The following is a 25,010-nucleotide window of genomic DNA, read 5'->3' as shown; positions in this document are numbered from 1 at the left end:
CGATGGCCGGCACAGCCGGCCCTATTCAAGCCTGTACCGCTTCAGTGCTTTTCAGGTACCAACCGCAACGTACTCTGCGCCGGGATCACCCCCATCCGCACCGTGCGATAACGCCCCTGCACATAATCCTCGGCCTGGTCGGCATAGTGGCTATCGAACGGCACGCCGCTCTGGCCCACCGGGTTGATGCTCAAGGCCTGGCCGGCATCGGCGAAATCGATCAGGCGCCGCGTCGAAGGGCCGTAATTCACCGGCCAGGGCGCCGGTCCCAGCCTGGCCGAGAGGTTGTTCGGCACCTCATGGCTGCCGGGCGCGGCGAAGGGTCCCACATCGAGCAGCAGGTTCAACGGCTTCTGCTGCCCCAAGGGATGGTGGTGGGTGAGGGTATGCGCCTTGCCCCATTGCCAGCCGTTGGGGTCGTTACCGTACAGCTCGCCAAGGTGCGCCAGGCTGCGCTGCCAGGCCTGGCGCACGACGGCGGTGCGGTCGGTGGCCTGGGCGCTGCCGCGCGAGGCCCACCAGGGCGAGTCGGCGTCGGCGGCCAGGCGCGGCAGCGCGGCGTCGATGGCGCGGGTACTGAGCAACATGTCGAACCAGGTATCGCCCAGCTCGTCGTGCAAAGCGGCGTAGGCCAGTTCGTAGAGGAACTGGGTGAACAGGGTGGCGCTGGTCGAGTCGAGCGGGTAGTCGCCCGTCCAGCCCGCCAACTGCTCGACCAGCTCGCGTTGCTCGGCGCCTTCGGCCACCTGGCGCAGGATGCCGAGCAGCGGCGCCAGGGTACGTGGGCCGTAGTCGGTGGCGGTTTGCAGTTGCAGTTCCTGGCTGTTGTGCACGTCCCAGGCCACTTGCGGGTCGGCGAGCTGGCGCTGCAATTGCCGGCCGCGGTCGGGCAGGTTGTAGTAGCCGGGGATGGGCTGGGCGGCGGCGGGTTGCGCGTTGGCCGAAACGATGTAGCCCACCTCGGGGTTCTCCTGCTGCGGGTTGGCGCTGAACGGCAGAAAACCGAGCTTGTCGGCCTGGGCGCTGCTGCCGTCGAGGATGAACGTCGGGTTCACGCCCGCCGGGCGCACCGGCAACTGCGCCGCCGCCCACCAGCCGATGTCACTGCGGGCGTTGGCCCATACCAGGTTGAGCCCGGGCGCGTGGATCTGCGCAGCGGCCGTGCGCATCTTGTCCAGGCTGTCGGCGCGATTGATCTGGTAGAAGGCTTCGAGAATTGGATTCTCGGTTTCCAGAAAGGCCCACCACAGAGCGATGGGCGCAACACTTGCCGCCTCGCCCAGCACATCGTTGACGATGGGGCCGTGGGGCGAGCGGCGCAGGTCGAGGGTAACCGCGACCTCGCCCTTGACCGCGATCTGTTGCTGGGTGTGTTGCAGCGCCTGCCAGCGGCCGTCGACCCACACCTGGTCCGGGTCGGTGGGGTTGGGCTTTTCGGCGATCAGGTCGACATCGTCGTTCTGGAACATGGTCAGGCTCCAGCCGAATTCGCGATTGTGCCCGAGCAGGGCGAAGGGGTTCAGCGCCTGGAAGTGGCCATGGAGGTTGAAGCCCGGTGCCGACAGCTCGGCCTCGTACCACACCGACGGCACGGCGAAACCGATGTGCGGGTCGCCCGCCAGCAATGGGTAGCCGCTGCGGGTGCGGCTGCCGGCCACGGCCCAGGCGTTGCTGCCTTCGAACTGGGCGATGCCGGCCTCGCCCAGCGCCTGCCGGCTGAGCCGAGCCAGGCCTTCGAGGCTGCGCCAGTCCTGGGCGGCCAGCGTGGGCGGCAGGGCGCCGCCAGGCTGCCAGTCGAGGTCGAAGATCGCCAGGTACTCGGTGCCGAGCCGATCGCGCACATAGGTCAGCGCAGGCTCGGTGCGCAAAGCGGCGGCGAAGCTGTAGGCCAGGTAGCCGGCCACACTCAACGTGTCTTCGGCGGTGAAAGGGCGCTCGGCGATGCCCAGCAGGTCGAACTCCACAGGCCTGGGGTGGCTGGCCTGCCAGGCGTTGACACCGTCCAGGTAGCGCTCCAACGCTTGCCAGGACGGCGCCTGGTGGTCGGCGCGCGCGACCATGCGCGCCGCCTGTTCGCGAATGCGCAGGCTGCGGAACAGGCGGTCGGTGGGCACCAGCGCGCTGCCCAGCACCTCGGCCAGTTCGCCACGGGCCAGGCGCCGCACCATTTCCATCTGGAACAGGCGGTCTTGGGCGTGCACGTAGCCCAGGGCGCGATACAGGTCGGCTTCGTTGTCGGCCTGGATGTGCGGCACGCCGCGGTCGTCGTAGCGCACGCTGACCGGCGCCTGCAGGCCGGCAAGTGCACGCTCGCCGCTACGCTGCGGTTGCTTGCTGTGCAAGTACCAGGCACTGGCGGCGATCAGGATCAAAGTCGCGCCCAAGGCGCCGATGAGCAAACGACGTTTCACAATGCGGCCTCGCGGTCCGACCAGGGGCAGTAGCAGCCCACGGCCAAGGTGTTGGTTGCACTCACCGAGCGCCCGGCGTGCAGGGCGGTGAGGATGGGTTCGATGAAGCTGTTGCCCGAGGTGCAGACGGCGCCTTCGCTGTACGGCCCAACGTACACCAATGCGCCCTGGCGGTCCCAGATGGCCACGGCCGGGCTGGCCGGCAGGGTCGCGCCGCCCGGCAGCCCGGGCAACTCGTGCAGAGCCTTCAGCGACGCCGGCAACCGACCTTGGCTGCCGGGTTTGCGTACCGCATAGAAGACGACTTCGGCGCCCGCGAACCGCTCCAGCAGTTCGGCCAGGTGTTGCTGGTTGCCGACGTTGCAGGGGCAGGCTGGGTCCCAGAAGTGCACCACGCGGATGGGGCCGGGGCCGGCCAGCTGGGCGGGCAGGCGCAGTGCCTCGCCCGAGAACAGCGTGGCGCGGTCGTCGAAGCTGCGCAGGTAGCGGGCCTGGAACTGGGTGTAGGCCAGCCAGGCGACGACGGCGCAGGCCAGGGCCAGCAAGACGATCCACGGAGTAGGGCAAGGGCGACTGGGCATGATCGATCCATGAACGCCACGCACGCTGCGGGCAATGAAGGGGCGCCCAGCTTGCCACGGCGCGAGCATGAGCTGAATATCGCAGGTCAATACTCGTTTGCCGTGGATTCACCCAATGCCTGCCACCTTCCACCCCGATCAACTGCGCGCGCGCCTGGTGCCCCTGGCCGAGCGCGCCGCGCTGGACGAGCCGGCCCTGAGCTATCAACGCTTCTATGGCCTGGCGCTGCCGGGCGCGCAGCACTTGGGCACTTTCGAGGTGGCCGGTTTCCAGGTGGTCGGCCAGGTGTGGATGCCCGTGGCGCCGGTGGCGACGCTGTTCATGCTGCATGGCTTCTACGACCACATGGGCTTGTACCGCCACCTGATCGAGTGGGCACTGGGCCGCGGCTATGCGGTGATCAGCTGCGACCTGCCCGGCCATGGCCTGTCCAGCGGCGCACGGGCCAGCATCGACGACTTTGCGGTCTATCAACAGGTGCTCTCGGCGTTGTTCGCGCAGGCCCAGGCCCTGGACCTGCCACGGCCCTGGCACCTGTGCGGGCAGAGTACCGGGGGCGCCATCGTGGTCGATCATCTATTGCACTGTGCCGGGCAAAGCCCGATCGACGGCCAGGCGATGCTGCTCGCGCCGCTGGTACGCCCGCGAGCGTGGGGCTGGTCGAAGCTCAGCTATCAGGTGATGCGGCATTTCGTCGACGGCATCGAGCGGCGCTTCACCGACAACAGTTCCGACCCGGATTTTTTGCCGTTCCTGCGCACCGATTCGTTGCAGCCGCGGCGCCTGCCCACGGCCTGGGTGGGGGCGCTGGCGTCGTGGATCACCCGCATCGAGGCGGCCCCGGCGAGCGATCGCACGGTGCTGATTGTGCAAGGCCAGCAGGACGGGACGGTGGACTGGACGCACAACCTGCGGGTGCTGCAACGCAAGTTCAGCGGGCCGCAGATCCTCATGCTGCCTGAGGCGCGGCATCATCTGGTGAACGAGCTGCCAGTAGTTCGCCAGCGCTATTTCGAGTTCCTCGGCCAGCACCTGGACTGACCGGGCGCCTTCGCAAAGCGCCTAGCGCAGGTCGGCACCGTTCTGGCCGACCGCCAGCCCTGCACGCACCGCCGCCACCGCGGCCTGGTAATAGGCCTGGCCTTCGGGCGACTCGGCGAAAGTGGCGAACGCTTCCAGTTCGGTGTCGGACAGTTCGCGGTAGACATACAGCAAGGTGTTGTCGAGGTCCGCGCCGATCTGCTGCATCAGGCGCTGGCGCTGACCGTCGAGCATGCCTTGGGCCTGACCGCCGCCGAACAGCCCGGGGAGCATCGAGCTCAGGCTGTCGGCAGCCACGCCGGCGATCGCCAGGCTGACTTCGGCCCCGGCTTCGCGGGCTGGCAGGGCCTTGGCCAGATGGCCGATCAGCAGCAGGCGGTCGTCGCTGGCCTGGATCTTCGGCAGGCCCTGGGCGTTCTTCGCCAGTTGGTCCTTGCGCGTGGCCAACAACTCGGCGGCGACGATCTTCCGGCCCAAGGGCGACTGGAAGAACGTCAGGGCCGGGGAGGGATCGGACAGGGTCGCACGCAACTGCGCCAGGGCGCGACGGTCGATGGCCGCGGCCTGGAAACGCTGGTTGCTGTTGTCGACCAGCGCCTGGAACACCGCCGGTGGCAGGCTGCTGCGGTAGCGTTGCTGGGCGGCGCTCAGGGCATCGGTGAAATGCGCGCGCTGGTCGGGCCAGCCGGCGACTTTGTACAGCTGATCGAGGTTGTCGGCCCAGACAGGCAGCGCGCAGATCATCAGCACAAGCAGGGAAAACGGACGGCGCATTCAAGACTCCTGTCGGCAGTGCGCCATTGTCCGTGGCAGTGGCGCGGTTTGTCGAGATGCCCGACGCGCCCGTCGGCCCAGCGGCAGGCCGACGGCGCCTGCGACGGTGCTGTGCGGCAGCCGGGCTTGAGGCTATGATGCCGGCCATGACCCTACCTCTCGAACACCCGATGTCATCGACCATCGTCGACGACCTGGCCCAGTGTGGCTGGTCGCGGCAGCCCCTGTTCCTGCCCGCCGAGCTGACCCGCGCCCTGGCCGCCGATTGCCTGCGCCGTTCGGCCCAGGGCGAGCTGAGCCCCGCGGCGATCGGCCGGGGCGACGCCCAAACCGTGCGCGAGGCCGTGCGCGGCGATCAGACGCAATGGCTCGAGCCAGGCGAGACCCAAGCCTGCGACCGTTACCTGGCGGTCATGGACAGCTTGCGTCTGGACCTCAATCGCGGCCTGTTCCTGGGCCTGGAAGATTTCGAGTGCCACTTCGCCCTGTATCCGCGCGGTGCCTTCTATCGGCGTCACCTGGACCGTTTCCGCGACGACGACCGGCGCATGGTCTCGACGGTGCTCTACCTCAACGAGGCGTGGCAGCCCGGCGATGGCGGCGAGCTGCGGCTGTTTCTGGGCGAGCAGGACGTGCACGACGTCGCGCCGGTGGCAGGTTCGCTGGTGGTGTTCCTGTCTGGCGAAGTCCCCCACGAAGTGCTGGCGACCCAGCGCGAGCGGCTGTCGCTCACCGGCTGGTTCCGCCGCCGTGGCAACGAGCCGTTCTGACATGGGCCACCCACCGCTCGAAAAGGTGCTGGTCAGCGCTTGCCTGCTGGGGCGTCCGGTACGCTACGACGGCCGCGCCAGCGGCTATCCCGACCTGTTGCAGCGTTGGCAGGCCGAGGGCCGTGTGGTGCCTCTGTGTCCGGAAGTGGCCGGCGGGTTGCCGACGCCACGGCCGGCTGCGGAAATTCCCGGCGGTCAGGGTGGGCAGGTGCTCGATGGCCAGGCGCGGGTACTGACCGAGGCGGCCGACGACCTGACCGCCGCCTTCCTGGCCGGTGCCGAGCGCGCCTTGGCCCTGGCGCGCGAGCACGGCATCACCCTGGCCGTGCTCAAGGCCGGCAGCCCGTCGTGCGGCAATCGGCTGACCTATGACGGCAGCTTCAGTGGGGTGAAGGTCTCGGGAGAGGGCGTCACGGCGGCGCTGCTGCGCCGCGAAGGGGTGCGGGTGTTCAGCGAATTGCAGTTGGAGGAGGCGGCCGAGGCATTATTGGCGCCGGCCGTCGGGGTCAGCGAGGCTCTGCGTCCGTAGACGGCGCGGCAACTGGCGTTTCGGGTGCTTTCGCCGCTTCTGGGGACGCAGTCGGGGTCTCAGGTGTCTGCGCTGCCTCGGAGGACGTATCCGGCATCACCGGTGTCTGCGTCGTTTCTGAGGACGCAGCCGGAGTCTTGGACGCGTTCGCCGCTTCGGCGGCCATGGCCCCAGGCTTGAGCCACTTGGTTTCCAGTTCACCCACCCGACCGTTCTTGTCCAGTCGTTGCAGCGCATTGTTCAGCGCGCTTTCGAAGGCAGGGTTGTCCTTCTGGAACGGGATCGTCCGCGCGGCCGCACCGTAGGGTTGGCTACTGCCGACCGCCGCTGCGGCGGGCAGCGGTTGGTCGTCCAGGGCGATGTCGTACAGGCCGCTTTCGACCCCCTCCAACCGCTCATTGGCCGGCGTCTCGATGAAGGTGGCGCGCAGGTCCAGCTCGCCGGCCAGGGCCTGGCCGAACTCGACGTCGAAGCCGTTCAGGTGCTCGCCGTCCTTGAAGACGTAGGGCGCATGCTCGGCCTGCACCGCGATACGCAGTTCGCCCCGGTCGTTGACTTCGTCCAGCAGCTCGGCCTGGGCCAACGGACTGATCAGTACTGCGAGCAGTACGCCTAGGGATGAACGCATGGGGAGTTCCTTACTGTCGTGTGAGGGTAGCGCCGGGCATTGTGCACAGCGTGGCCGGCCCGGTCGAGCGCAGCCTATGACAGTGGAGGTGGGGTTAGGTTTGCCCGGCGGCGCAGTTTTTGCTGCCACATGGGCAAGGTCGGCCGAGCGTCGGTAGCCGCGACGATTCGGATGTCGCGCCTTGCCTGGCGAGGTTCGATGATGGGCATGGGGCCCGCTGCGCGAACCGCAACGGCCGAACCGGAGCCCCGGTCCAGCCGCTCTGGCAAGGCGTTAGAACAATACGCGCGAGCGGATCGTGCCTTTGACGTGTTGCAGCTTCTCTTGCGCCAGGTCCGAGTATTCGGCGTCGACATCGATGACCACGTAGCCGACCTTGTCATCGGTCTGCAGGAACTGGCCGGAGATGTTGATGCCGTTTTCCGCGAACAGGCTGTTGATCTCGCTGAGCACGCCCGGGATGTTCTGGTGGATGTGCAGCAGACGGTGCTTGCCCGGGTGGGCCGGCAGGGCCACTTCGGGGAAGTTGACCGACGACACGGAGGTGCCGTTGTCGCTGTACTTGACCAGCTTCTCCGCCACTTCCAGACCGATGTTGGCCTGGGCCTCGGCGGTCGAACCGCCGATGTGCGGGGTGAGGATGACGTTGTCCAGGCCGCGCAGCGGGCTTTCGAACTCTTCGTCGTTGGAGCGCGGCTCGACCGGGAACACGTCGATGGCAGCGCCGATCAGGTGCTTGTCCTTGATGGCATTGGCCAGATGGTCGAGCTCGACCACGGTGCCGCGGGCGGCGTTGATCAGGATCGCGCCCTTCTTCATGGCGCGGATTTCCTTCTCGCCGATCATCCACTGGGTGGACGGCAGCTCAGGCACGTGCAGCGAGACGATGTCGGCCAGGCCCAGCAACTCGTTCAGCGAACCGACCTGGGTGGCGTTGCCCAAGGGCAGTTTGGTCAGCGGATCGAAGAAGTAGACCTGCATCCCCAAGCTTTCGGCCAGCACCGACAACTGGGTGCCGATCGAGCCGTAACCGACGATGCCCAACTTCTTGCCACGGATCTCGAACGAGTTGGCCGCGCTCTTGATCCAGCCGCCACGGTGGCAGGAGGCGTTTTTCTCGGGAATGCCGCGCAGCAGCAGGATGGCCTCGGCCAGCACCAGCTCGGCCACCGAACGGGTATTGGAGTAGGGCGCGTTGAACACCGCGATGCCGCGCTCGCGAGCGGCATTGAGGTCGACCTGGTTGGTACCGATGCAGAAGCAGCCTACCGCGACCAGTTTCTTCGCACAGTCGAAGATCTCTTCGGTCAGTTGCGTGCGCGAGCGAATACCGATGAAGTGGGCGTCCGCGATCTTTTCCTTGAGTTCGGCTTCAGGCAGCGAACCGGTGAGGTACTCGATGTTGGAATAACCAGCGGCCTTCAGTACGTCGACGGCGTTCTGGTGCACACCTTCCAGCAGAAGGAACCTGATCTTGCTCTTTTCCAAAGAGGTCTTGCTCATGTGCGTGAACCTGTATCCCGGAGAAAAAATGGCGAGCGTTGCGGCGGCGCGGCGACGGGGCCCTTCAGGCGGTGCCTAGCACGGACAACGGGGGCCAGATGCTACCATACGCGACACGATAGGAACTGAACGCGCCACATGAAGCGTGCTCAGGGTGACCATGAATAGTTCGAGTGATCCGCCATGACCGATGCCGCAGCCCTCACGGAACTGACCGCCCTGGTCGCTCCCGCCCACGTGCTCACCGACCCTGCCTCGCTACAGGCCTATGGCAAGGACTGGACCCACCATTACGCCCCTGCGCCCAGCGCCGTGGTCTTGCCCAGGACCGTCGAGCAGGTGCAGGCCATCGTGCGCTGGGCCAACCGTCATCAGGTGGCGCTGGTGCCCTCGGGCGGGCGCACCGGCCTGTCGGCGGCCGCCGTGGCGGCCCGAGGCGAAGTGGTGGTGGCGTTCGACCAGATGAACCGGATCCTCGCCTTCGATGGCGTGGACCGCAGCGTGGTGTGCCAGCCCGGCGTCGTCACTCAACAACTGCAGCGCTTCGCCGAAGAGCAGGGGCTGTACTATCCAGTGGATTTCGCCTCCTCCGGCTCCAGCCAGCTGGGCGGCAACATCGGCACCAATGCCGGCGGCATCAAAGTGATTCGCTACGGCATGACGCGCAATTGGGTCGCTGGCCTGAAGGTGGTCACCGGTACCGGCGAATTGCTGGACCTGAACAAAGGCCTGGTGAAGAACGCCACCGGCTACGACCTGCGCCATCTGTTCATCGGGGCAGAGGGCACGCTGGGGTTCGTGGTCGAAGCGACCATGCGCCTGGAGCGCGCGCCTCGCAACCTCACGGCCATGGTCTTGGGTACGCCGGACTTCGACTCCATCATGCCGGTGCTGCACGCCTTCCAAGGCCAGCTCGATCTCACCGCGTTCGAGTTCTTTTCCGACAAAGGCCTGGCGCACATTCTTGCCCGTGGCGACGTACCGGCGCCGTTCGCCAGTGCCTGCCCGTTCTATGCCCTGCTGGAATTCGAGGCCAGCACCGAAGCGGTGTCCGAGCAGGCGCTGGCCACCTTCGAGCACTGCGTTGAGCAGGGTTGGGTGCTCGACGGCGTCATGAGCCAGAGCGAAACCCAACTGCGCAACCTGTGGAAACTGCGCGAGTACCTATCGGAAACCATCTCGCATTTCACACCCTACAAGAACGACATCTCGGTGACGGTAGCCAAGGTGCCGGCCTTCCTGCGCGAGATCGACGCCGTGGTCGCGCAGCACTACCCCGATCTGGAAGTGGTCTGGTACGGGCACATCGGCGACGGCAACCTGCACCTGAACATCCTCAAGCCCACGGGCATGGACAAGGACGCGTTCTTCGCCCGCTGCGCCAAGGTCAACCAGTGGGTGTTCGAGATCGTCGAACGCTTCCAGGGCTCGATCTCCGCCGAGCATGGCGTGGGCATGACCAAACGCGACTACCTGCACTACAGCCGTTCCACCGAGGAGATCGCCTGCATGAAGGCCATCAAGGCGGTATTCGACCCGAACGGCATCATGAATCCGGGTAAGATCTTCGCTCCCGAATGACAATCAGCAAAATGGAGTCGGCCATGAGTTACCAGCACCAGTACGTAGACGGCACGCGCAGCCACTTTCCCCTGGGCAAGGTGGTGTGCGTGGGACGCAACTACGCCGAACACGCCAAGGAACTGAACAACCCGATTCCCAGCGAACCCCTGCTGTTCATCAAACCGGGCAGCTGCGTGGTGCCGGCCGAGGGCGGCTTCAAGATCCCCGAAGGCCGCGGCTCGGTGCATTACGAGGCGGAAATCGCCGTGCTGCTGGGCAAGCCGCTTTCGGCCGGTGCCAGTCCCGAGCAGGTGCTCGATGCCATTTCCGGCTTCGCGCCGGCCCTCGACCTGACCCTGCGCGACCTGCAAGGCACGCTCAAGGACAAGGGTCTGCCCTGGGAACTGGCCAAGTGCTTCGACGGCGCCTGCGTGCTGCCGCCTTTCGTCTCGCCGGGCACCTTCGCCGACGTCAACGACATTCCGATCCGCCTGACCATCAACGGCGAAGTGCGCCAGGACGGCAACAGCGCCATGATGCTCAACCCCATCGTGGCGATCGTCCAGCACATGGCCGCGCAGTTTTACCTGCAGGCGGGCGACGTGATCCTGACCGGCACGCCGGCCGGTGTCGGGCCGTTCGAGTCGGGCGACGAGCTGGTGCTGGAACTGCCTGGCGTCAGCCGCTTCGAAACCCGCGTGCTGTAGTCCTGCGGCGCGCCATGCGCCGCTTTACCCTTTTTTCACAATCGTTGTGGATAATCGCCGGGTCCTTTCCCAGGCGCTCCATGGCAGTGCGGGGGCCGTCGTGCGGCCTTCGCGTTCGCAGGAGTGCGCACGTTTCAGGTGAATGCAACCATGCCCAGCGCTTCCTCCCTTCCGCATGCCTCGTCCCAGCCCGGCCGTGCCGCCTGGCGTCGTTGGCCGTTCTGGCTGGCGGTGACGGCCGTGATCGGCGCCGGTCTGGCCGTGGCCATGCATTGGGACGACCGTGCCCTGCTGTGGGTGCAGGAGAGCCTGCAAAGCTCGGCCGAGCGCCAGGAAAGCGTATGGTTGCCCGACTATGTGGCCGACATCGACGCCAAGGTGCTCGACGGCATCGGCGACGACGAAGCCTCGGACCTGGCCTTCAACCCTGCGACGCGCACGCTGTTTTCGGTGATGGGCAAGCACCCGTTCCTGGTCGAGCTCAGCCTCGACGGCGACGTCCTGCGCAAGATACCTCTGCGCGGTTGGAGCAACCCCGAAGGGGTGGCGGTGATGGAAAACGGCCAGCTCGCCATCGTCGACGAGCGCCAGCACGACCTGGTGCTGGTCAAGGTCGACGCGCAGACCCGCGAGCTCGACCGCGCCAACTTCCCCGCCTACGACCTCGGCGTCTCGCCCGAGGGCAACAAGGGCTTCGAAGCCGTCGCCTGGGACGCCCAGCGCAAGCGCCTGGTGATCGGTGAGGAGCGCCCGCCGCAACTGTACGCCTGGGACACCGACGGACACGGCTCGCTGCGCGGGGCCAAGTACCCGCTGCCCAGCGACGAGCTGGACCTGCGCAACCTGTCGGCGGTCGGGGTAGATCCGCGTACGCAGCACCTGCTGGCCCTGTCGGCCGACTCGCACATGCTGCTGGAGCTGGACGAAGAGGGCGAACAGGTCAGCTTCATGACCTTGCTGGGCGGCTTCAACGGCCTGGCGTCGCACGTTCCGCGCGGCGAGGGTGTGGCGATGGACGATGAGGGCACTTTGTATGTGGTCAGCGAGCCGGACCTGTTCTACCGCTTCAAGAAGAATTGATCGCTTCTGCTGAGTTTTCCTACGCAAAACTTAAGCCCTGCTTCAGCTGTCCGTGGTTAGATTCGTCACCTTTTCCGTCGAGTCGCCGTCCATGCGTCGTTTTTTCCGTTTGCCTGTGCTGTTGTCGATCATCGGGCTGTGCCTGCTGCTGGGGTTGGGCGCGGCCGCCCAGGAATTCCGCCTGTTCGAGCGCGGCTGGTTCAACGTCAAGACCTGGTGGCAGCCGGCGCCGGAAGGCATCGCCCTGCAGCGCTACCGCGCCACGGTCCAGGCGCAGCCCATCGAAGGTTTGCAAGACGACGTCTCGGCACTGACCTACGACCCCGAGCGCAAGACCCTCTTCACCGTCACCAATGCCCGTTCCGAACTCATCGAACTGTCGCTCGACGGCCGCATCCTGCGGCGCGTGGCGCTGGTCGGTTTCGGCGACCCGGAAGCGGTCGAGTACGTCGGCCCCGACCGTTTCGTCATCACTGACGAGCGCCAGCAGCGGCTGATCCTGGTGCATCTGGACGCGCACACCACCACGCTCGATGCCGCCAACGCCGAGCAGCTGACCTTGGGCATCGGCCTCAACGGCAACAAAGGCTTCGAGGGCCTGGCCTACGACTCGCTGGGCAAGCGCCTGTTCGTGGCCAAGGAGCGCGACCCGATGGTGATCTACGAAGTGCGCGGCTTCCCCAGCCAGAACCCGGAGCAGCCTTACGCTGTGCACGTGGTGCAGGACCGCGAGCGCGATTCGCGGCTGTTCGTGCGCGACCTGTCGAGCTTGCAGTTCGACGAACGCAGCGGCCACCTGTTGGCGCTCTCGGACGAGTCGCGCCTGGTGTTGGAACTGAGCGTCGAAGGAAAGCCGCTCAGCACGCTGTCGCTGCGCAAGGGCTATAACGGCTTGAAGCGCACCGTGCCGCAGGCCGAAGGCCTGGCGATGGATGCGGCGGGGACGATCTATCTGGTCAGCGAGCCCAACCTGTTCTACGTGTTCGAGCCGCAGGCGGACTAAACGCGGCTCGAACCTTCGGGCTTACTCGGCGTTGAGGGTCTGCACGCCCTGCTCGGTGCCGAGCAGCAGCACATCGGCCGGGCGGGCGGCGAACAGGCCGTTGGTGACCACGCCGACGATGGCGTTGATCTGGGTTTCCAGCAATCGCGGGTCGGTGATCTCAAAGTTGTGCACATCGAGGATCAGGTTGCCGTTGTCGGTCACCACGCCTTCGCGATAGACCGGGTCGCCGCCCAGCTTGACCAGCTCGCGCGCCACGTGGCTGCGGGCCATGGGAATGACCTCGACCGGCAGCGGGAAGGCGCCCAGTACCGGCACAAGTTTGCTGGCGTCGGCGATGCAGACGAAGGTGCGCGCCACGGCGGCGACGATCTTCTCGCGGGTCAGGGCCGCGCCACCGCCCTTGATCAGGTTCAGGTGCCGGTCGCTCTCGTCGGCGCCGTCGACGTAGAACTCCAGGGCATCGACACTGTTGAGCTCGTACACCGGGATGCCATGGTTCTTTAGCCGCACGGCGGTGGCTTCGGAGCTGGCCACGGCGCCGTCGAAGGCGGTCTTGTGCTGAGCCAGGGCGTCGATGAAGAAGTTGGCCGTGGAACCGGTGCCGACACCGACCACGCTGCGCGCGTCCAGTTTGGGCAGGATGAGGTCGACGGCGGCCTGGGCGACGGCCTGTTTGAGTTGGTCCTGGGTCATGCGGGCTCCGTGAGGGGCGGGGGTGGATTCGAAGGCGCGCAGTATAGCGACTTGCCGACCGTTACTGTGGTCCCCCGACGGGACGCTGCGGTAGACTCCTAGGCCCCGCCCCGCCGACCAGTGTGCTTCCAAGATGCTCGAACAGTACGTCAAGAAGATCCTCACCTCGCGCGTCTACGACGTTGCGGTCGAAACTCCGCTGCACAGTGCCGGGCAGCTCAGCCGCCGGCTGGGCAACCAGATTCTGCTCAAGCGCGAAGACTTGCAGCCGGTGTTCTCCTTCAAGATTCGCGGCGCCTACAACAAGCTGGCGCAGCTGACCCCCGAGGAACTGGCGCGTGGCGTGGTGACGGCTTCGGCCGGCAACCATGCCCAAGGCCTGGCCCTGGCGGCGCGGGAGCTGGGCATCAAGGCCACCATCGTCATGCCCAAGACCACCCCGGAGATCAAGATCGAGGGTGTGCGCTCGCGCGGCGGCAAAGTCGTGCTGCACGGCGACTCGTTCCCCGAAGCGCTGGCCTTCTCGCTGAAACTGGTCGAAGAGAAAGGCTTCGTCTACATCCACCCGTATGACGACCCGCACACCATCGCCGGGCAGGGCACCGTGGCCATGGAAATCCTGCGCCAGCATCCGGGCCGGCTCGACGCGATCTTCGTGCCGGTCGGCGGCGGCGGGCTGATCGCCGGCATCGCCGCGTACGTGAAATACCTGCGCCCGGAGATCAAGGTCATCGGTGTCGAACCGGACGACTCCAACTGCCTGCAAGCGGCCATGGCCGCCGGCGAGCGCGTGGTGCTGCCGCAGGTGGGGTTGTTCGCCGACGGCGTGGCGGTGGCGCAGATCGGCCAGCACACCTTCGACATCTGCCGCCTGCACGTCGACGAAGTGCTGACGGTGAGCACCGACGAAATCTGTGCGGCGATCAAGGACATCTATGACGACACCCGCTCGATCACCGAGCCCGCCGGCGCTCTGGGCGTGGCGGGAATCAAGAAGTACGTCGAGACCCTGGGCCTCACCGGCCACACCTTCGTGGCCATCGATTCGGGCGCCAACGTCAACTTCGATCGCTTGCGCCACGTGGCCGAGCGCGCCGAGCTGGGCGAGAAGCGCGAGGCGATCATCGCCGTCACCATCCCCGAGCGGCCAGGCAGCTTCAGGGCGTTCTGCGAGGCGGTCGGCAAGCGCCAGATCACCGAGTTCAACTACCGCAAGCACACCGCAGACGAAGCGCACATCTTCGTCGGCGTGCAGACCCACCCCGATACCGACCCCCGCGCGGCGTTGGTGCAGCACCTGCGCGATCAGGGCTTCCCGGTCACCGACCTGACCGACAACGAACTGGCCAAGCTGCACATCCGCCATATGGTCGGCGGGCATTCGGCCAAGGCCCACGACGAAATCGTGCTGCGCTTCGAATTTCCCGAGCGGCCGGGCGCGCTGTTCAACTTCCTCACCAAACTGGGCGGGCGCTGGAACATTTCCATGTTCCACTACCGTAACCACGGCGCGGCCGACGGTCGGGTGGTCGCCGGTCTGCAGGTGCCCGAAGACGAGCGCCACCTGGTGCCGGCGGCGCTGGCCAAGATCGGCTATCCGTACTGGGACGAGACCGAGAATCCGGCCTACCGTCTGTTCCTGGGCTAGAAGGCGGGCTGGCCATGGAGCATCTGAGCACGATCAAGGCTCTGCACCTGCTGGCCGCGCTGCTGACCCTGGGCCTCGCCCTCGGGCTGGCGCTGTGGGCCTGGCGCGCGCCTGCGGCGGCACCAGCCCCGGCGCTGCGCAGGCCACAGTGGTGGGCCGGCCTGGGGCTGGGGCTGTGCCTGCTCAGCCTGCCGGTCAGTGGCTGGTGGCTGGTGCATCTGATCGGCTGGCCACTGGGGCAGACCTGGCTGCTGGCTTCCAGCGTGCTGTATGGCCTGGCCCTGTTCGCCTTGGCCTGGCTCGCGCTGCGCCTGCGCCGTGTCCAAGTCCGCCGGTCGCGCCTGACCCTGGCCCTGGCCGTCTTTAGCGGCGCCTGCCTGCTGGGCATCGCCGCATTGATGGGTATCAAGCCGCTCTGAGGCGTTGTCATCGGGCGTTCATCGACAGGGGCTATAGATGTACCGCAGCCCCGCTCGACGGGTAGCCGCCCGACGCGCGCAAGCCGGCGCTCAGGCCTCCAATCGCTCGCCATCGAGCTTGCCGCAGATAAGCGCAGCGGGCGCGTTGCTGCGCTCGCAAGCTTTGTGGAACAATGCGGCGACATGCGTTTTCGAGGTTGCGGCCGTGATCGACCCGGATGGTTTTCGTCCCAATGTCGGGATCATTCTTACGAATGATGTCGGACAGGTGCTATGGGCTCGGCGGATCAACCAGGATGCCTGGCAATTTCCTCAGGGCGGCATCAACCCTGACGAAACGCCGGAAGATGCCCTGTACCGCGAGCTGAATGAAGAAGTCGGCCTGGACCGTGATGACGTGGAAATCCTTGCCTGCACGCGCGGCTGGCTGCGTTATCGTCTACCGCAACGTCTGGTGCGGACCCACAGCCAACCGCTGTGCATCGGCCAGAAGCAGAAATGGTTCCTGCTGCGTTTGGTCACCAACGAGCAGCGGGTGCGCATGGACCTGACCGGAAAACCGGAGTTCGACGGCTGGCGCTGGGTCAGCTACTGGTATCCGCTGGGCCAGGTGGTGACATTCAAGCGCGAGGTTTACCGCCGCGCGTTAAAAGAGCTTGCCCCGCGCTTGCTGATGCGCGACTGACCACGGAGTCCGACCCCGAGCCATGCTCAATACGCTGCGCAAGATCGTCCAGGAAGTGAACTCCGCCAAAGATCTCAAGACGGCGCTGGGTATCATCGTCTTGCGCGTCAAGGAAGCCATGGCCAGCCAGGTCTGCTCGGTGTACCTGCTCGACCCGGACAGCAACCGCTTCGTGCTGATGGCCACCGAGGGCCTGAACAAGCGCTCCATCGGCAAGGTCAGCATGGCGCCCAACGAGGGCCTGGTCGGCCTGGTCGGCACCCGTGAGGAGCCGCTCAATCTCGAAGACGCCGCCGTCCACCCGCGCTACCGCTATTTCGCCGAAACCGGTGAAGAACGTTTCGCCTCCTTCCTCGGTACCCCGATCATCCACCATCGCCGGGTGGTCGGCGTGCTGGTCATCCAGCAGAAGGAGCGCCGCCAGTTCGACGAAGGTGAAGAGGCCTTCCTGGTCACCATGAGCGCGCAACTGGCCGGGGTCATCGCCCATGCCGAGGCCACCGGCTCGATCCGTGGCCTGGGGCGCCAGGGCAAAGGCATCCAGGAAGCGCGCTTCGTCGGCGTGCCGGGGTCGCCCGGTGCGGCGGTCGGCCGTGCGGTGGTGATGCTGCCGCCGGCGGACCTGGACGTGGTACCGGACAAGACCGTCGAAGACATCGACGCCGAGCTGGCGCTGTTCAGCAATGCGCTCGAAGGCGTACGCGCCGACATGCGCAAGCTCTCGGCCAAGCTCGCCACCCAGTTGCGCCCCGAAGAACGAGCGCTGTTCGACGTGTACCTGATGATGCTCGAAGACGCCGCCCTCGGTGGCGAAGTGGTCGCCGTCATCAAGTCCGGCCAGTGGGCCCAGGGCGCGCTGCGCCAAGTGGTTACCGAGCACGTCAACCGCTTCGAACTGATGGACGACGACTACCTGCGCGAACGCGCCTCCGACGTCAAGGACCTCGGTCGACGCCTGCTGGCCTATCTGCAAGAAGCCCGGTCGCTGTCGCTGGTATACGCCGACAACACCATCCTGGTCAGCGAGGAGCTGACTCCGGCCATGCTCGGCGAGGTGCCCGAGGGCAAGCTGGTCGGGCTGGTCTCGGTGCTGGGCTCGGGCAACTCCCATGTGGCGATCCTGGCCCGGGCCATGGGCATCCCCACGGTCATGGGGCTGGTCGACCTGCCGTATTCGAAGGTCGACGGCATCGAGCTGATCGTCGACGGCTACAAGGGCGAAGTCTTTACCAACCCCAGCGAAGTGCTGCGCAAACAGTACAGCGAAGTGGTGGAGGAGGAGCGGCAGCTGGCCCAGGGCCTCGACGCCTTGCGTGAACTGCCCTGCGTGACCCCCGATGGCCACCGCATGCCGCTGTGGGTCAACACCGGCCTGCTGGCCGACGTGGCCCGCGCCCAGCAGCGTGGCGCCGAAGGGGTGGGGCTGTACCGCACCGAAGTGCCGTTCATGATCAACCAGCGCTTCCCCAGCGAGAAGGAGCAGTTGGCGATCTACCGCGAGCAGTTGCAGGCCTTCCATCCGCTGCCGGTGACCATGCGTACCCTCGACATCGGCGGCGACAAGGCGCTGTCGTACTTCCCGATCAAGGAAGAGAACCCCTTCCTCGGCTGGCGCGGCATCCGCGTCACCCTCGACCATCCGGAAATCTTCCTGGTGCAGACCCGCGCCATGCTCAAGGCCAGCGAGGGTCTGAACAATCTGCGCATCCTGCTGCCGATGATCTCCGGCATCCATGAGCTGGAAGAGGCGCTGCACCTTATCCACAGGGCCTGGGGCGAGGTGCGCGACGAAGGCACCGACGTGCCGATGCCGCCGGTGGGGGTGATGGTCGAGATTCCGGCCGCCGTGTACCAGACCCGCGAGCTGGCGCGCCAGGTCGATTTCCTTTCGGTCGGCTCCAACGACCTGACCCAGTACCTGCTAGCGGTGGACCGCAACAATCCGCGCGTCGCCGACCTCTACGACTATCTGCACCCGGCGGTGTTGCAGGCCTTGCAGACGGTGGTGCGCGACGCCCATGGCGAAGGCCGCCCGGTGAGCATCTGCGGCGAGATGGCGGGCGATCCGGCCGCAGCCATCCTGCTCATGGCCATGGGCTTCGACAGCCTGTCGATGAATGCCACCAACCTGCCCAAGGTCAAGTGGATGCTGCGCCAGGTCAGTTTGGAGAAGGCCCGCGAGTTGCTGGCCGACGCCATGAGTCACGACAACCCGCAGCTGACCCACAGCGCCTTGCAACTGGCGCTGAAGAACCTGGGCTTGTCGCGCATGATCGCGCCAGGGGCGAAGACACCGCTGTAGGCGTTTTCCATGGATTGCTGAGTGGAAGGCTGGGCGCGGGCCGGCCTCGTCGGCTCGCTCAGCCAGATTCAAACCCCGCCCATTTCCAGCACGACATCCCCCAAATGCCCGCCATAAGGCCCGAAACTGCGCTCGACCATGCGCCGATTACCCTGTGCGTCGACGATCAGCACGGTGCTGGCGCGGGTGCCGTAATGCGGGCTGGCGATAAAGACGCTCGACAGCAGGCGCTCCGTTTCGAGACCTACGCCCGTTTCGGGCAATTCTCCGTCGCCTGCGACTTGCGCGTCCGCCAGCAGCGCCATTAGTTGCGCCGGGTCGGGGGCGTGCAGTTGCGCGCGTAGACGTTCGCGTGCTTTGGTCAGCTTGGGCCAGGGCGTGTCCAGGCACGCGTTGGACAGGCCATACACGCCCGGTTCCAATAGCTGCGGCTGCGCCTGCTGCGCGTTGAGGTAGCCCAGGTGCTGCCTATCGCCCAGCAGCAGGTTGAACCCCGCGTATTCACGGTGCTGTTCGGCCAACCGCGCCAGGGCGTTGGGCACCGGGTCATGGCCACGCAGAAAGCCCGCCACCAGTTCGCCCCGCGAGCGCAGCCCGGGGGGCTGGTCGGGGTCGCGGATGTTGGTCAGCGCGGCGAAGCGGCCGTCGGGCCCTACGCCCAGCCAGCTGCCGCCGGCTTGCAGGTCGCGCCCGGCGTACACCCCCGGCGCGTCGCGCCAGGCGGCCAGTGGCTGGGTAGGGCGGGCATAGAATTCGTCGCGGTTGGCCGCCACGATCAGCGGCAGGGCATGCCCCGGCCGCCAGGCGAATACGATCAGGCACATGGGTCGCCTCCAAGGGTTTGCACCACTCTACCCAGCCTGCCGGGTACGGGCCATCTCCGACGCCGGCACATTTGCCGCCAGGCCTGGAGCGACAGGGCCGCCTTCCGCTACCATGCCGCACTGATTTCCCCAGGGAACGCCGTTTGGCGTTCGCACTCTACGTGCTGTGCTGTGCTGTGCTGTGCTGTGCTGTCCAGTGGCGGCCTTGCCGCCTGCCGAGCCTTCGCCGGCGTCGGCCTTTCGATTTGAATCAAGAGGAATCACCATGCTGCCTTACCCGCAGATCGACCCCGTGGCCCTGGCCATCGGGCCGCTGAAAATCCACTGGTACGGCTTGATGTACCTGGTGGGCATCGGCGGCGCCTGGCTACTGGCCGCGAGCCGACTGAACCGCTTCGACCCCACCTGGAGCCGCGAAAAGCTTTCCGACCTGGTGTTCTGGCTGTCGATGGGCGTGATCGTCGGTGGGCGGCTCGGCTATGTGCTGTTCTACGACCTGGAAGCCTATATCGCCAATCCGTTGCTGATCTTCGAAGTATGGAAAGGCGGCATGTCGTTCCACGGTGGTTTCATCGGTGTGATGCTCGCTGCGGTGTGGTTCGGCAAACGGCATGACAAGTCGTTCTTCGAACTGATGGACTTCGTCGCGCCCATGGTGCCGATCGGCCTGGGCGCCGGGCGCATCGGCAACTTCATCAACGCCGAACTGTGGGGCAAACCGACTGACGTGCCATGGGCCATGGTCTTCCCACCCTACAGCGACCCCGCGCAATTGCCGCGCCACCCTTCGCAGCTGTACCAGTTCGCCCTCGAAGGCGTGGCGCTGTTCGCCATCCTCTGGCTGTACTCGCGCAAGCCGCGCCCGACCATGGCCGTCTCCGGCATGTTCGCGTTGTTCTATGGCATCTTCCGCTTCATCGTCGAATTCGTGCGCGTGCCCGACGCCCAGCTCGGCTATCTGGCGTTCGGTTGGCTGACCATGGGTCAGGTGCTGTGCGTGCCGATGATCATCGGCGGTCTGGGGCTGATCTGGTGGGCGTATAATCGCCAGCCCACGGCAACGGCCGTCAAATGATTCCCGCGGCCGGGCCATGTCCCGGCCGCTTTGCTACGGGTAAGCCATGAAAGAGTATCTAGACCTGGTGCGTGACGTCATCGACAACGGCACGCTGCAGGAAAACCGCACCGGCACGCGCACCATCAGCCGACCTGGCGCCATGCTGCGCTTCGATCTGCAGCAAGGCTTCCCCGCCATCACCACCCGCCGCCTGGCCTTCAAATCGGCCATCGGCGAGATGGTCGGCTTTCTGCGCGGCGTGAAGAACGCCGGTCAGTTCCGCGATCTGGGCTGCAAGGTCTGGGACCAGAACGCCAACGAGAACGCGCAGTGGCTGGCCAACCCGTTCCGTCAGGGCGAAGACGACCTCGGGGAGATCTACGGCGTGCAATGGCGGCAATGGCCGGGCTACAAGCGCATCGCGCTGAGCAACCCCGACGCCATCGCCATGGCCGAGACCCAAGGCTATCGCCAGATCGCCCAAGACGAAGAAGACGGCCAGGCGTTCGTCATCCTCTACAAGGCCATCGACCAGGTGCGCCAGTGCCTGGACACCATCGTCAACGACCCCGGCAGCCGGCGCATCCTGTTCCACGGCTGGAACTGCGCGCAGCTCGACGAAATGGCCTTGCCGCCGTGCCACCTGCTGTACCAGTTCCACCCGGACGTGGCGAAGCGCGAGCTCTCGCTGACCTTGTACATCCGCTCGAACGACCTGGGCCTGGGCACACCCTTCAACCTCACCGAAGGCGCGGCGCTGCTGTCGCTGTTCGCGCGCCTGACCGGCTACACGCCGCGCTGGTTCACCTATTTCATCGGCGACGCGCACGTCTATGAAAACCACCTGGACATGCTCAACGAGCAGTTCACCCGCGAACCGCTGCCGGCACCGACGCTGCGCATCAGCGACCGCGTGCCGGCGTTCGCCGAGACGGGCAAGTACGAACCCGAGTGGCTGGAGAAGATCGAACCGAGCGATTTCACGCTTGAAGGCTATGAGCACCATCCGCCGTTGACGGCGCCAATGGCGGTCTGAGCTGATGCAGGGGCGGCCTGTTGGCGCTCCTTGGCTACATTCATGCCGCGAATGGGAGCGTGATGGGAGGTGATGGTAACGCTGTGTCTGAAGTGTGTGCGGCGAGACCGTGGTTTCTACACCAGGGCCTGACCAACTTCAGCTTAGGTGTTCAGTCCCAGAAAGTCATGGTGCATCCTTAACCCCTCAGGAGGAGAATGCATTTTGGAAGGACGTATCCATGGTTCAGCCCGTACAACGCCGCGAATTCGAGCCGAGCTCCAAGCATCGAAAGAGTCGAATCGAAAGCTTGCCGCCCGCTACCGGTTGAACGTGAAGACTGTCGCCAAGTGGCGGGCAAGAACCACGACGCAGGACGCTCGCATGGGGCCTGCCAACCCGCGCAGTGCCAAACTAACAGCCTCCGAAGAGGCTATGGTAGTGGAGTTTCGGCGGCGCACGATGATGCCTCTGGACAACATGCTGGGACACCTACTCGATGACTTTCCGCAACTGACCCGCAGTGCCTTGCACCGCTGCCTGATGCGTCATGGGATCAGCCAAGCACCCAAAAGCGCAACCGCAGCCAAGCGCGGTAAATTCGACAAAACAGAGATGGGCTATCTGCACATCGATAGCTGTGAGCTACGCCTTGAAACGGGCAAGCAGCACCGTTCGTAGCGGTTGATCGCGTTACGAAGTTTATCTACGCCGCGTTCTTCGACGCCGCTACCAAGCGCAATGGCGCTGAGTTTCTGCGTCAGGTCGTGCAGGCTTTCCCCTACAAGATCACCGTCCGGACTGACAACGGTGCAGCGTTCACCGACCAGGCCCGGTATCGCAACGGGGCTACCAACAGGTTCGGGGGGCACATTTTTGATCGCGTTTGCTACGAGCACGGCATAAAAAATCGACTTACCAAGGCTTACCACCCATGGACCAACGGCCAAGTCGAGCGTATGACCGTACGATTAAAGACGCCGCTATCAAGGCATTCCACTACCCCGACTTCGCCGCACTGAAGGCGCACGTAATGGCTTTCGTAACGGCGTACAACTTCGCCAGACACCTCAAGGCCTTGCGATGGCGCACTCCATTCGAGGTGATCTGTGAAGCCTGGACGAAAAGCCGATAGCGATTCACTATCAAGCCGCACCATCTCGTTCCGGGACCATACACCTAGGCACCGTTCTAACAAGGTGCCCAGTGGTGACGTGCTTCAGTGACGCATGCCTGTCACGATCACGCCTCGAACCTTGGGGGAACGAGTTTCAGACCATTGCGCCATTCCTCCGAGAGCACTACGCCTTCAATGCCATCCCAGACCTCGTCACCTGCATGGTCAAGAACGATGATCTGCAGGCGGCCCTTTGACCCATTGACTGCCCTTGCAAGAACGTTAAAGACCTTGCGAACAGCATTGCGATCTTCGTCATCCAAGCCTGGTTCATCCTCTACTGCGTCTTCATCGCTTCGTTTTGTAGCACGCTTGATTGGAAAGTAGACCTGGCTGGGCTGGTCGAAAATCAGTAGGTGAGGTACCGCGTGATTTTTAGACTTGAGAAAGAAAAGCTGCAGCGCCAGAAGCATAGCGATGTGATACGCCAGCCAATTTGCACCGCTTCCGATCTCCCATAGGAAATCATCTCTTCCCTCGTGGCGAACCTTGATGGCGAGGTCTTGGATCGACAGAGCGATCTCTGCATCTGCCCACTCCGCGTCTAGATGAGGAGTAATGCGGGTACAGACTTTGGTGATAGAGCTCAGGATCTGAGCCGTCTTTTGCTTGACTGCCTCGTCCGAAATTTTTGGTTCTAGTTGGCCGATCCGTTCCTGCAGCGCTTTAATACGCTCTGCAAGATCTGAGTCCTTTTGTGCCTCAGCATAAGTGTTGAGTGACTGCTGGAGGCCACCTAGGAAGCGGTCGATGTCTGTCATTTTTAACGCCTGCTGGGCAGCCAACGCGTCCCTTGCCTCAATGCCCTTGATCTCAGTCTGAATGGCAGTGAGCGTCTCACTATCCTTGCGAATGAGCTCCCGGAGACGAATGACCTCACTCTGGATGGACGCTGATACCACTGGCGTTTCTGCCGCCACCTGCTCAATCTTGGCCAGCGCTATGCATAGCTCATTGAGCTGTATCGATGCACTTAGTGTTGGGAAGGCCAGTGGGTTTGCAGTTTGGCTCTCCTGTGCCAGCTCGTTGAGCCAGCTTGAGAGTGACAGTCGCTGAGCGGTACTGCGGAGGGAGCTAGCGTACAGCTCAGCTTCCTGTTTGACGCCTTTGAGCTCCTCTAGCTTCTGCTTGGCTATGAAAAGATTTTCGGCGATGACAGCCTCCCGTGCGCGAAGCGCTTCCAGAACCGCAGAGTTAGACTCCACCGCTGCTGGTGTGACCGACGCATCCCTGGAGCTCTTGACCGCGATCTGGCTTAGCTGAGCCAGCAGCTTTGGCCATTCGCCCCCAGGCTGAGCACTCGTGTCGATCAGCCCGTATTCTCGGGAGCGATAGAACAAGACGTTGGCTTCGGCTTGCCAGCGCTTGGAAACTGCCGTCACCGCAGCCTGCTCAGCCAGCAATATCTTGAGTTGCTTACGTAGCTCCTTCAGCTCCCAAACAATTAACAGCGAATCGGAGTCAATGGCCCCCAGGATAAAGGGGAAGATACTTTTCAACTTTTCGCGGTTGCCATAGCTATCCGCCTTGTAGAAAAGGACGTCCGGGTTGGCCACGATATTCTGAGGCTGAAAACAGAACGCCATCAGATCTCTAAAGCTAGGCCTGGTTTTGAATCCAAACTCACCGGTGTCTTCACCGAAGCCAATATTGGGCAAGCCCGATAAGAGACTTAGCTTTTCTTTTACTGCGTCACGCGTTGTGTTCTTTCTGTCAATCCTCTGCGGAATCTCAATCTCTCGCCCCTCAACGATGAACATATCATTGGTCGACTTCTGATCGCCAGGCTCCGCTCTGGCAATCAGCTTCTTGCCCTCTTCAGTATCTATAAGTATGCCGAACCACGCACACGTTTTACGGATGGTACCTACAGGTATGGCGCAACTGTCAGATGCAAGGCAATAATCAATGATAGGGATAACTGCCGATTTACCAGCCTTCGAAGATCCACTGATGATGTTGACTTTTCCTGGCGTGAACTCGACGTCACGATACTTACCCCCGTTTCGGGGCCACAGAATGAGTCTAAGAACCTGAAGCTTCATTAGAGTTTTATCCTTAAAATCGCTTGCACTTCCGGTAGTGTCAGTTCTTTACACCAATGGCCAAGTTTCTCGGCAGTCCTCATCATGTGTTTGATATCGTCGTCATCGTGCTTGGGCGCCTTTTGTCGCAACGATGAAATTTCAGCAGATTCAGTATTTATACTGATTAGTCCGCAATGTAATGCAATGGAAATTGACGATAGACTTAGCTTTTTTAGGCGCAGCATCCTACTTTGGATTCCATAAAGTACTTCCTGTTCTTTTTTGAACTTTCCTGCAAATAGTCTTAGTCCTGACGAAATCTGAGTACTTACCGCTACATCCCGCAGCTCCTTTCGGTAAACAATTGGGAGGACTAGGAATAAGAGTGGTAGTACCGGAAGTTTGCCTGCGGCCTTAGGCGCGTAAGCCTCAACAAACCGCCATACGAGCGCTGCACCTAGCGCTGGATTTTGGACTAGATATATATCCTCACTAGGATCTTGAGTAGATCGCCTTGTGCTCGCTTCCATTCGACGGCTCTTAATCTGTTGGTCTTTATTTGTCTAGTG

Annotated in this window: 21 protein-coding genes and 2 pseudogenes; 14 read left to right on the top strand and 9 right to left on the bottom strand. The window is 64.2% G+C overall.

The genetic code is table 11. The features are described 5' to 3' along the window. Positions 1-41: 41 nt before the first annotated feature. A complete protein-coding gene (locus tag AA0Z93_RS06530; RefSeq protein WP_413045869.1) occupies positions 42-2,411 on the bottom strand; it encodes a penicillin acylase family protein in 2,370 nt (789 codons plus the stop codon). Beyond that, positions 2,408-2,992 (bottom strand): DUF6436 domain-containing protein, encoded by a 585-nt coding sequence (locus tag AA0Z93_RS06525; protein WP_413045870.1) that lies wholly within the window; start codon positions 2,990-2,992, stop codon positions 2,408-2,410. The genes AA0Z93_RS06530 and AA0Z93_RS06525 overlap by 4 nt, the downstream gene beginning before the upstream one ends. Positions 2,993-3,107: 115 nt before the next feature. On the opposite strand from AA0Z93_RS06525, the gene AA0Z93_RS06520 reads away from it, so the two are divergent. Continuing rightward, positions 3,108-4,034: an alpha/beta hydrolase gene (locus AA0Z93_RS06520; protein WP_413045871.1), complete on the top strand. Its 927-nt coding sequence runs from the start codon at positions 3,108-3,110 to the stop codon at positions 4,032-4,034. Positions 4,035-4,055: 21 nt separating this feature from the next. Here AA0Z93_RS06520 and AA0Z93_RS06515 read toward each other — a convergent pair whose 3' ends face one another. Next, entirely contained in the window at positions 4,056-4,808 is a 753-nt protein-coding gene (locus AA0Z93_RS06515; protein ID WP_413045872.1) for a DUF2059 domain-containing protein, read from the bottom strand. A gap of 137 nt (positions 4,809-4,945) precedes the next feature. Between AA0Z93_RS06515 and AA0Z93_RS06510 the strand changes: the two genes are divergently transcribed. Together AA0Z93_RS06510 and AA0Z93_RS06505 are read left to right on the top strand one after the other, a co-directional pair. Next, the gene (locus tag AA0Z93_RS06510; RefSeq protein ID WP_413045873.1) at positions 4,946-5,578 is read left to right on the top strand and encodes a 2OG-Fe(II) oxygenase; all 633 of its coding nucleotides are present in this window, start codon (positions 4,946-4,948) and stop codon (positions 5,576-5,578) included. Position 5,579: 1 nt separating this feature from the next. After that, entirely contained in the window at positions 5,580-6,107 is a 528-nt protein-coding gene (locus AA0Z93_RS06505) for a DUF523 domain-containing protein (protein ID WP_413045874.1), read from the top strand. 175 nt (positions 6,108-6,282) lie between these two features. On the opposite strand, the pseudogene AA0Z93_RS06500 reads toward AA0Z93_RS06505, so the two are convergent. Then, positions 6,283-6,735, bottom strand: a pseudogene (locus tag AA0Z93_RS06500) (transporter substrate-binding domain-containing protein); the annotation flags it as partial. A 273-nt stretch (positions 6,736-7,008) separates the two neighbouring features. Continuing rightward, on the bottom strand, positions 7,009-8,238 hold the full coding sequence (gene serA / locus AA0Z93_RS06495; protein ID WP_413045875.1) for a phosphoglycerate dehydrogenase: 1,230 nt from the start codon (positions 8,236-8,238) through the stop codon (positions 7,009-7,011). 183 nt (positions 8,239-8,421) lie between these two features. Here serA and AA0Z93_RS06490 point away from each other — a divergent pair, with 183 nt between their 5' ends. The 4 genes from AA0Z93_RS06490 to AA0Z93_RS06475 all read left to right on the top strand — a co-directional run bounded on the left by AA0Z93_RS06490 (position 8,422) and on the right by AA0Z93_RS06475 (position 12,591). Then, on the top strand, positions 8,422-9,819 hold the full coding sequence (locus tag AA0Z93_RS06490) for an FAD-binding oxidoreductase (protein ID WP_413045876.1): 1,398 nt from the start codon (positions 8,422-8,424) through the stop codon (positions 9,817-9,819). A 23-nt stretch (positions 9,820-9,842) separates the two neighbouring features. Beyond that, positions 9,843-10,508, top strand: a complete 666-nt coding sequence (locus AA0Z93_RS06485) for a fumarylacetoacetate hydrolase family protein (RefSeq protein ID WP_413045877.1) — start codon at positions 9,843-9,845, stop codon at positions 10,506-10,508. A 150-nt stretch (positions 10,509-10,658) separates the two neighbouring features. Next, positions 10,659-11,588, top strand: coding sequence for an SdiA-regulated domain-containing protein (locus tag AA0Z93_RS06480; protein ID WP_413045878.1), 930 nt, complete (start codon positions 10,659-10,661; stop codon positions 11,586-11,588). Between the two features lie 91 nt (positions 11,589-11,679). Further along, positions 11,680-12,591: an SdiA-regulated domain-containing protein gene (locus AA0Z93_RS06475; protein WP_413045879.1), complete on the top strand. Its 912-nt coding sequence runs from the start codon at positions 11,680-11,682 to the stop codon at positions 12,589-12,591. 21 nt (positions 12,592-12,612) lie between these two features. Here AA0Z93_RS06475 and rpiA read toward each other — a convergent pair whose 3' ends face one another. After that, entirely contained in the window at positions 12,613-13,287 is a 675-nt protein-coding gene (rpiA, locus tag AA0Z93_RS06470) for a ribose-5-phosphate isomerase RpiA (protein ID WP_413045880.1), read from the bottom strand. Between the two features lie 133 nt (positions 13,288-13,420). On the opposite strand from rpiA, the gene ilvA reads away from it, so the two are divergent. The 4 genes from ilvA (at position 13,421) to ptsP (ending at position 18,341) form a co-directional block, all read left to right on the top strand. Further along, positions 13,421-14,935 carry a threonine ammonia-lyase, biosynthetic gene (ilvA, locus tag AA0Z93_RS06465; protein WP_413045881.1) on the top strand — a complete coding sequence of 505 codons (1,515 nt, stop codon included), beginning with the start codon at positions 13,421-13,423 and terminating at the stop codon, positions 14,933-14,935. Between the two features lie 14 nt (positions 14,936-14,949). Continuing rightward, positions 14,950-15,354, top strand: coding sequence for a DUF2269 family protein (locus AA0Z93_RS06460; RefSeq protein WP_413045882.1), 405 nt, complete (start codon positions 14,950-14,952; stop codon positions 15,352-15,354). A gap of 205 nt (positions 15,355-15,559) precedes the next feature. After that, positions 15,560-16,039, top strand: a complete 480-nt coding sequence (locus tag AA0Z93_RS06455; RefSeq protein WP_296267315.1) for an RNA pyrophosphohydrolase — start codon at positions 15,560-15,562, stop codon at positions 16,037-16,039. A 22-nt stretch (positions 16,040-16,061) separates the two neighbouring features. Beyond that, entirely contained in the window at positions 16,062-18,341 is a 2,280-nt protein-coding gene (gene ptsP / locus AA0Z93_RS06450) for a phosphoenolpyruvate--protein phosphotransferase (RefSeq protein WP_413045883.1), read from the top strand. Between the two features lie 68 nt (positions 18,342-18,409). On the opposite strand, the gene AA0Z93_RS06445 is transcribed toward ptsP, so the two are convergent. Further along, a complete protein-coding gene (locus AA0Z93_RS06445) occupies positions 18,410-19,165 on the bottom strand; it encodes an NRDE family protein (RefSeq protein ID WP_413045884.1) in 756 nt (251 codons plus the stop codon). A 265-nt stretch (positions 19,166-19,430) separates the two neighbouring features. Here AA0Z93_RS06445 and lgt point away from each other — a divergent pair, with 265 nt between their 5' ends. The 3 genes and pseudogenes from lgt (at position 19,431) to AA0Z93_RS06430 (ending at position 22,372) form a co-directional block, all read left to right on the top strand. Then, positions 19,431-20,240, top strand: a complete 810-nt coding sequence (lgt, locus tag AA0Z93_RS06440) for a prolipoprotein diacylglyceryl transferase (RefSeq protein ID WP_413045885.1) — start codon at positions 19,431-19,433, stop codon at positions 20,238-20,240. 46 nt (positions 20,241-20,286) lie between these two features. Beyond that, entirely contained in the window at positions 20,287-21,258 is a 972-nt protein-coding gene (locus AA0Z93_RS06435) for a thymidylate synthase (protein ID WP_413045886.1), read from the top strand. A gap of 204 nt (positions 21,259-21,462) precedes the next feature. Next, a pseudogene (locus tag AA0Z93_RS06430) lies at positions 21,463-22,372 on the top strand (IS481 family transposase). Positions 22,373-22,479: 107 nt separating this feature from the next. Here the strand turns inward: AA0Z93_RS06430 and AA0Z93_RS06425 are convergent. Both AA0Z93_RS06425 and AA0Z93_RS06420 read right to left on the bottom strand, forming a co-directional pair. Next, entirely contained in the window at positions 22,480-24,459 is a 1,980-nt protein-coding gene (locus tag AA0Z93_RS06425) for a DUF3732 domain-containing protein (RefSeq protein ID WP_413045887.1), read from the bottom strand. After that, positions 24,459-24,971, bottom strand: a complete 513-nt coding sequence (locus tag AA0Z93_RS06420; RefSeq protein WP_413045888.1) for a three component ABC system middle component — start codon at positions 24,969-24,971, stop codon at positions 24,459-24,461. Before AA0Z93_RS06420 ends, AA0Z93_RS06425 begins: the two co-directional genes overlap by 1 nt. Positions 24,972-25,010: the final 39 nt, after the last annotated feature.

It is taken from the genome of Pseudomonas phoenicis, from assembly GCF_047302395.1.
GTDB lineage: Bacteria > Pseudomonadota > Gammaproteobacteria > Pseudomonadales > Pseudomonadaceae > Aquipseudomonas.
Note: the sequence above shows the minus strand (reverse complement) of the source record. Positions and strands in the feature narration are given on the sequence as shown.

Excerpts from the sequence above, each read along its gene's own strand:
- AA0Z93_RS06525 (WP_413045870.1), bottom strand. The coding sequence starts at position 2,992 with ATGCCCAGTCGCCCTTGCCCTACTCCGTGGATCGTCTTGCTGGCCCTG.
- AA0Z93_RS06520 (WP_413045871.1), top strand. The coding sequence starts at position 3,108 with ATGCCTGCCACCTTCCACCCCGATCAACTGCGCGCGCGCCTGGTGCCC.
- AA0Z93_RS06515 (WP_413045872.1), bottom strand. The coding sequence starts at position 4,808 with ATGCGCCGTCCGTTTTCCCTGCTTGTGCTGATGATCTGCGCGCTGCCT.
- AA0Z93_RS06510 (WP_413045873.1), top strand. The coding sequence starts at position 4,946 with ATGCCGGCCATGACCCTACCTCTCGAACACCCGATGTCATCGACCATC.
- AA0Z93_RS06505 (WP_413045874.1), top strand. The coding sequence starts at position 5,580 with ATGGGCCACCCACCGCTCGAAAAGGTGCTGGTCAGCGCTTGCCTGCTG.
- serA (WP_413045875.1), bottom strand. The coding sequence starts at position 8,238 with ATGAGCAAGACCTCTTTGGAAAAGAGCAAGATCAGGTTCCTTCTGCTG.
- AA0Z93_RS06490 (WP_413045876.1), top strand. The coding sequence starts at position 8,422 with ATGACCGATGCCGCAGCCCTCACGGAACTGACCGCCCTGGTCGCTCCC.
- AA0Z93_RS06485 (WP_413045877.1), top strand. The coding sequence starts at position 9,843 with ATGAGTTACCAGCACCAGTACGTAGACGGCACGCGCAGCCACTTTCCC.
- AA0Z93_RS06480 (WP_413045878.1), top strand. The coding sequence starts at position 10,659 with ATGCCCAGCGCTTCCTCCCTTCCGCATGCCTCGTCCCAGCCCGGCCGT.
- AA0Z93_RS06475 (WP_413045879.1), top strand. The coding sequence starts at position 11,680 with ATGCGTCGTTTTTTCCGTTTGCCTGTGCTGTTGTCGATCATCGGGCTG.
- rpiA (WP_413045880.1), bottom strand. The coding sequence starts at position 13,287 with ATGACCCAGGACCAACTCAAACAGGCCGTCGCCCAGGCCGCCGTCGAC.
- ilvA (WP_413045881.1), top strand. The coding sequence starts at position 13,421 with ATGCTCGAACAGTACGTCAAGAAGATCCTCACCTCGCGCGTCTACGAC.
- AA0Z93_RS06460 (WP_413045882.1), top strand. The coding sequence starts at position 14,950 with ATGGAGCATCTGAGCACGATCAAGGCTCTGCACCTGCTGGCCGCGCTG.
- ptsP (WP_413045883.1), top strand. The coding sequence starts at position 16,062 with ATGCTCAATACGCTGCGCAAGATCGTCCAGGAAGTGAACTCCGCCAAA.
- AA0Z93_RS06445 (WP_413045884.1), bottom strand. The coding sequence starts at position 19,165 with ATGTGCCTGATCGTATTCGCCTGGCGGCCGGGGCATGCCCTGCCGCTG.
- lgt (WP_413045885.1), top strand. The coding sequence starts at position 19,431 with ATGCTGCCTTACCCGCAGATCGACCCCGTGGCCCTGGCCATCGGGCCG.
- AA0Z93_RS06435 (WP_413045886.1), top strand. The coding sequence starts at position 20,287 with ATGAAAGAGTATCTAGACCTGGTGCGTGACGTCATCGACAACGGCACG.
- AA0Z93_RS06425 (WP_413045887.1), bottom strand. The coding sequence starts at position 24,459 with ATGAAGCTTCAGGTTCTTAGACTCATTCTGTGGCCCCGAAACGGGGGT.
- AA0Z93_RS06420 (WP_413045888.1), bottom strand. The coding sequence starts at position 24,971 with ATGGAAGCGAGCACAAGGCGATCTACTCAAGATCCTAGTGAGGATATA.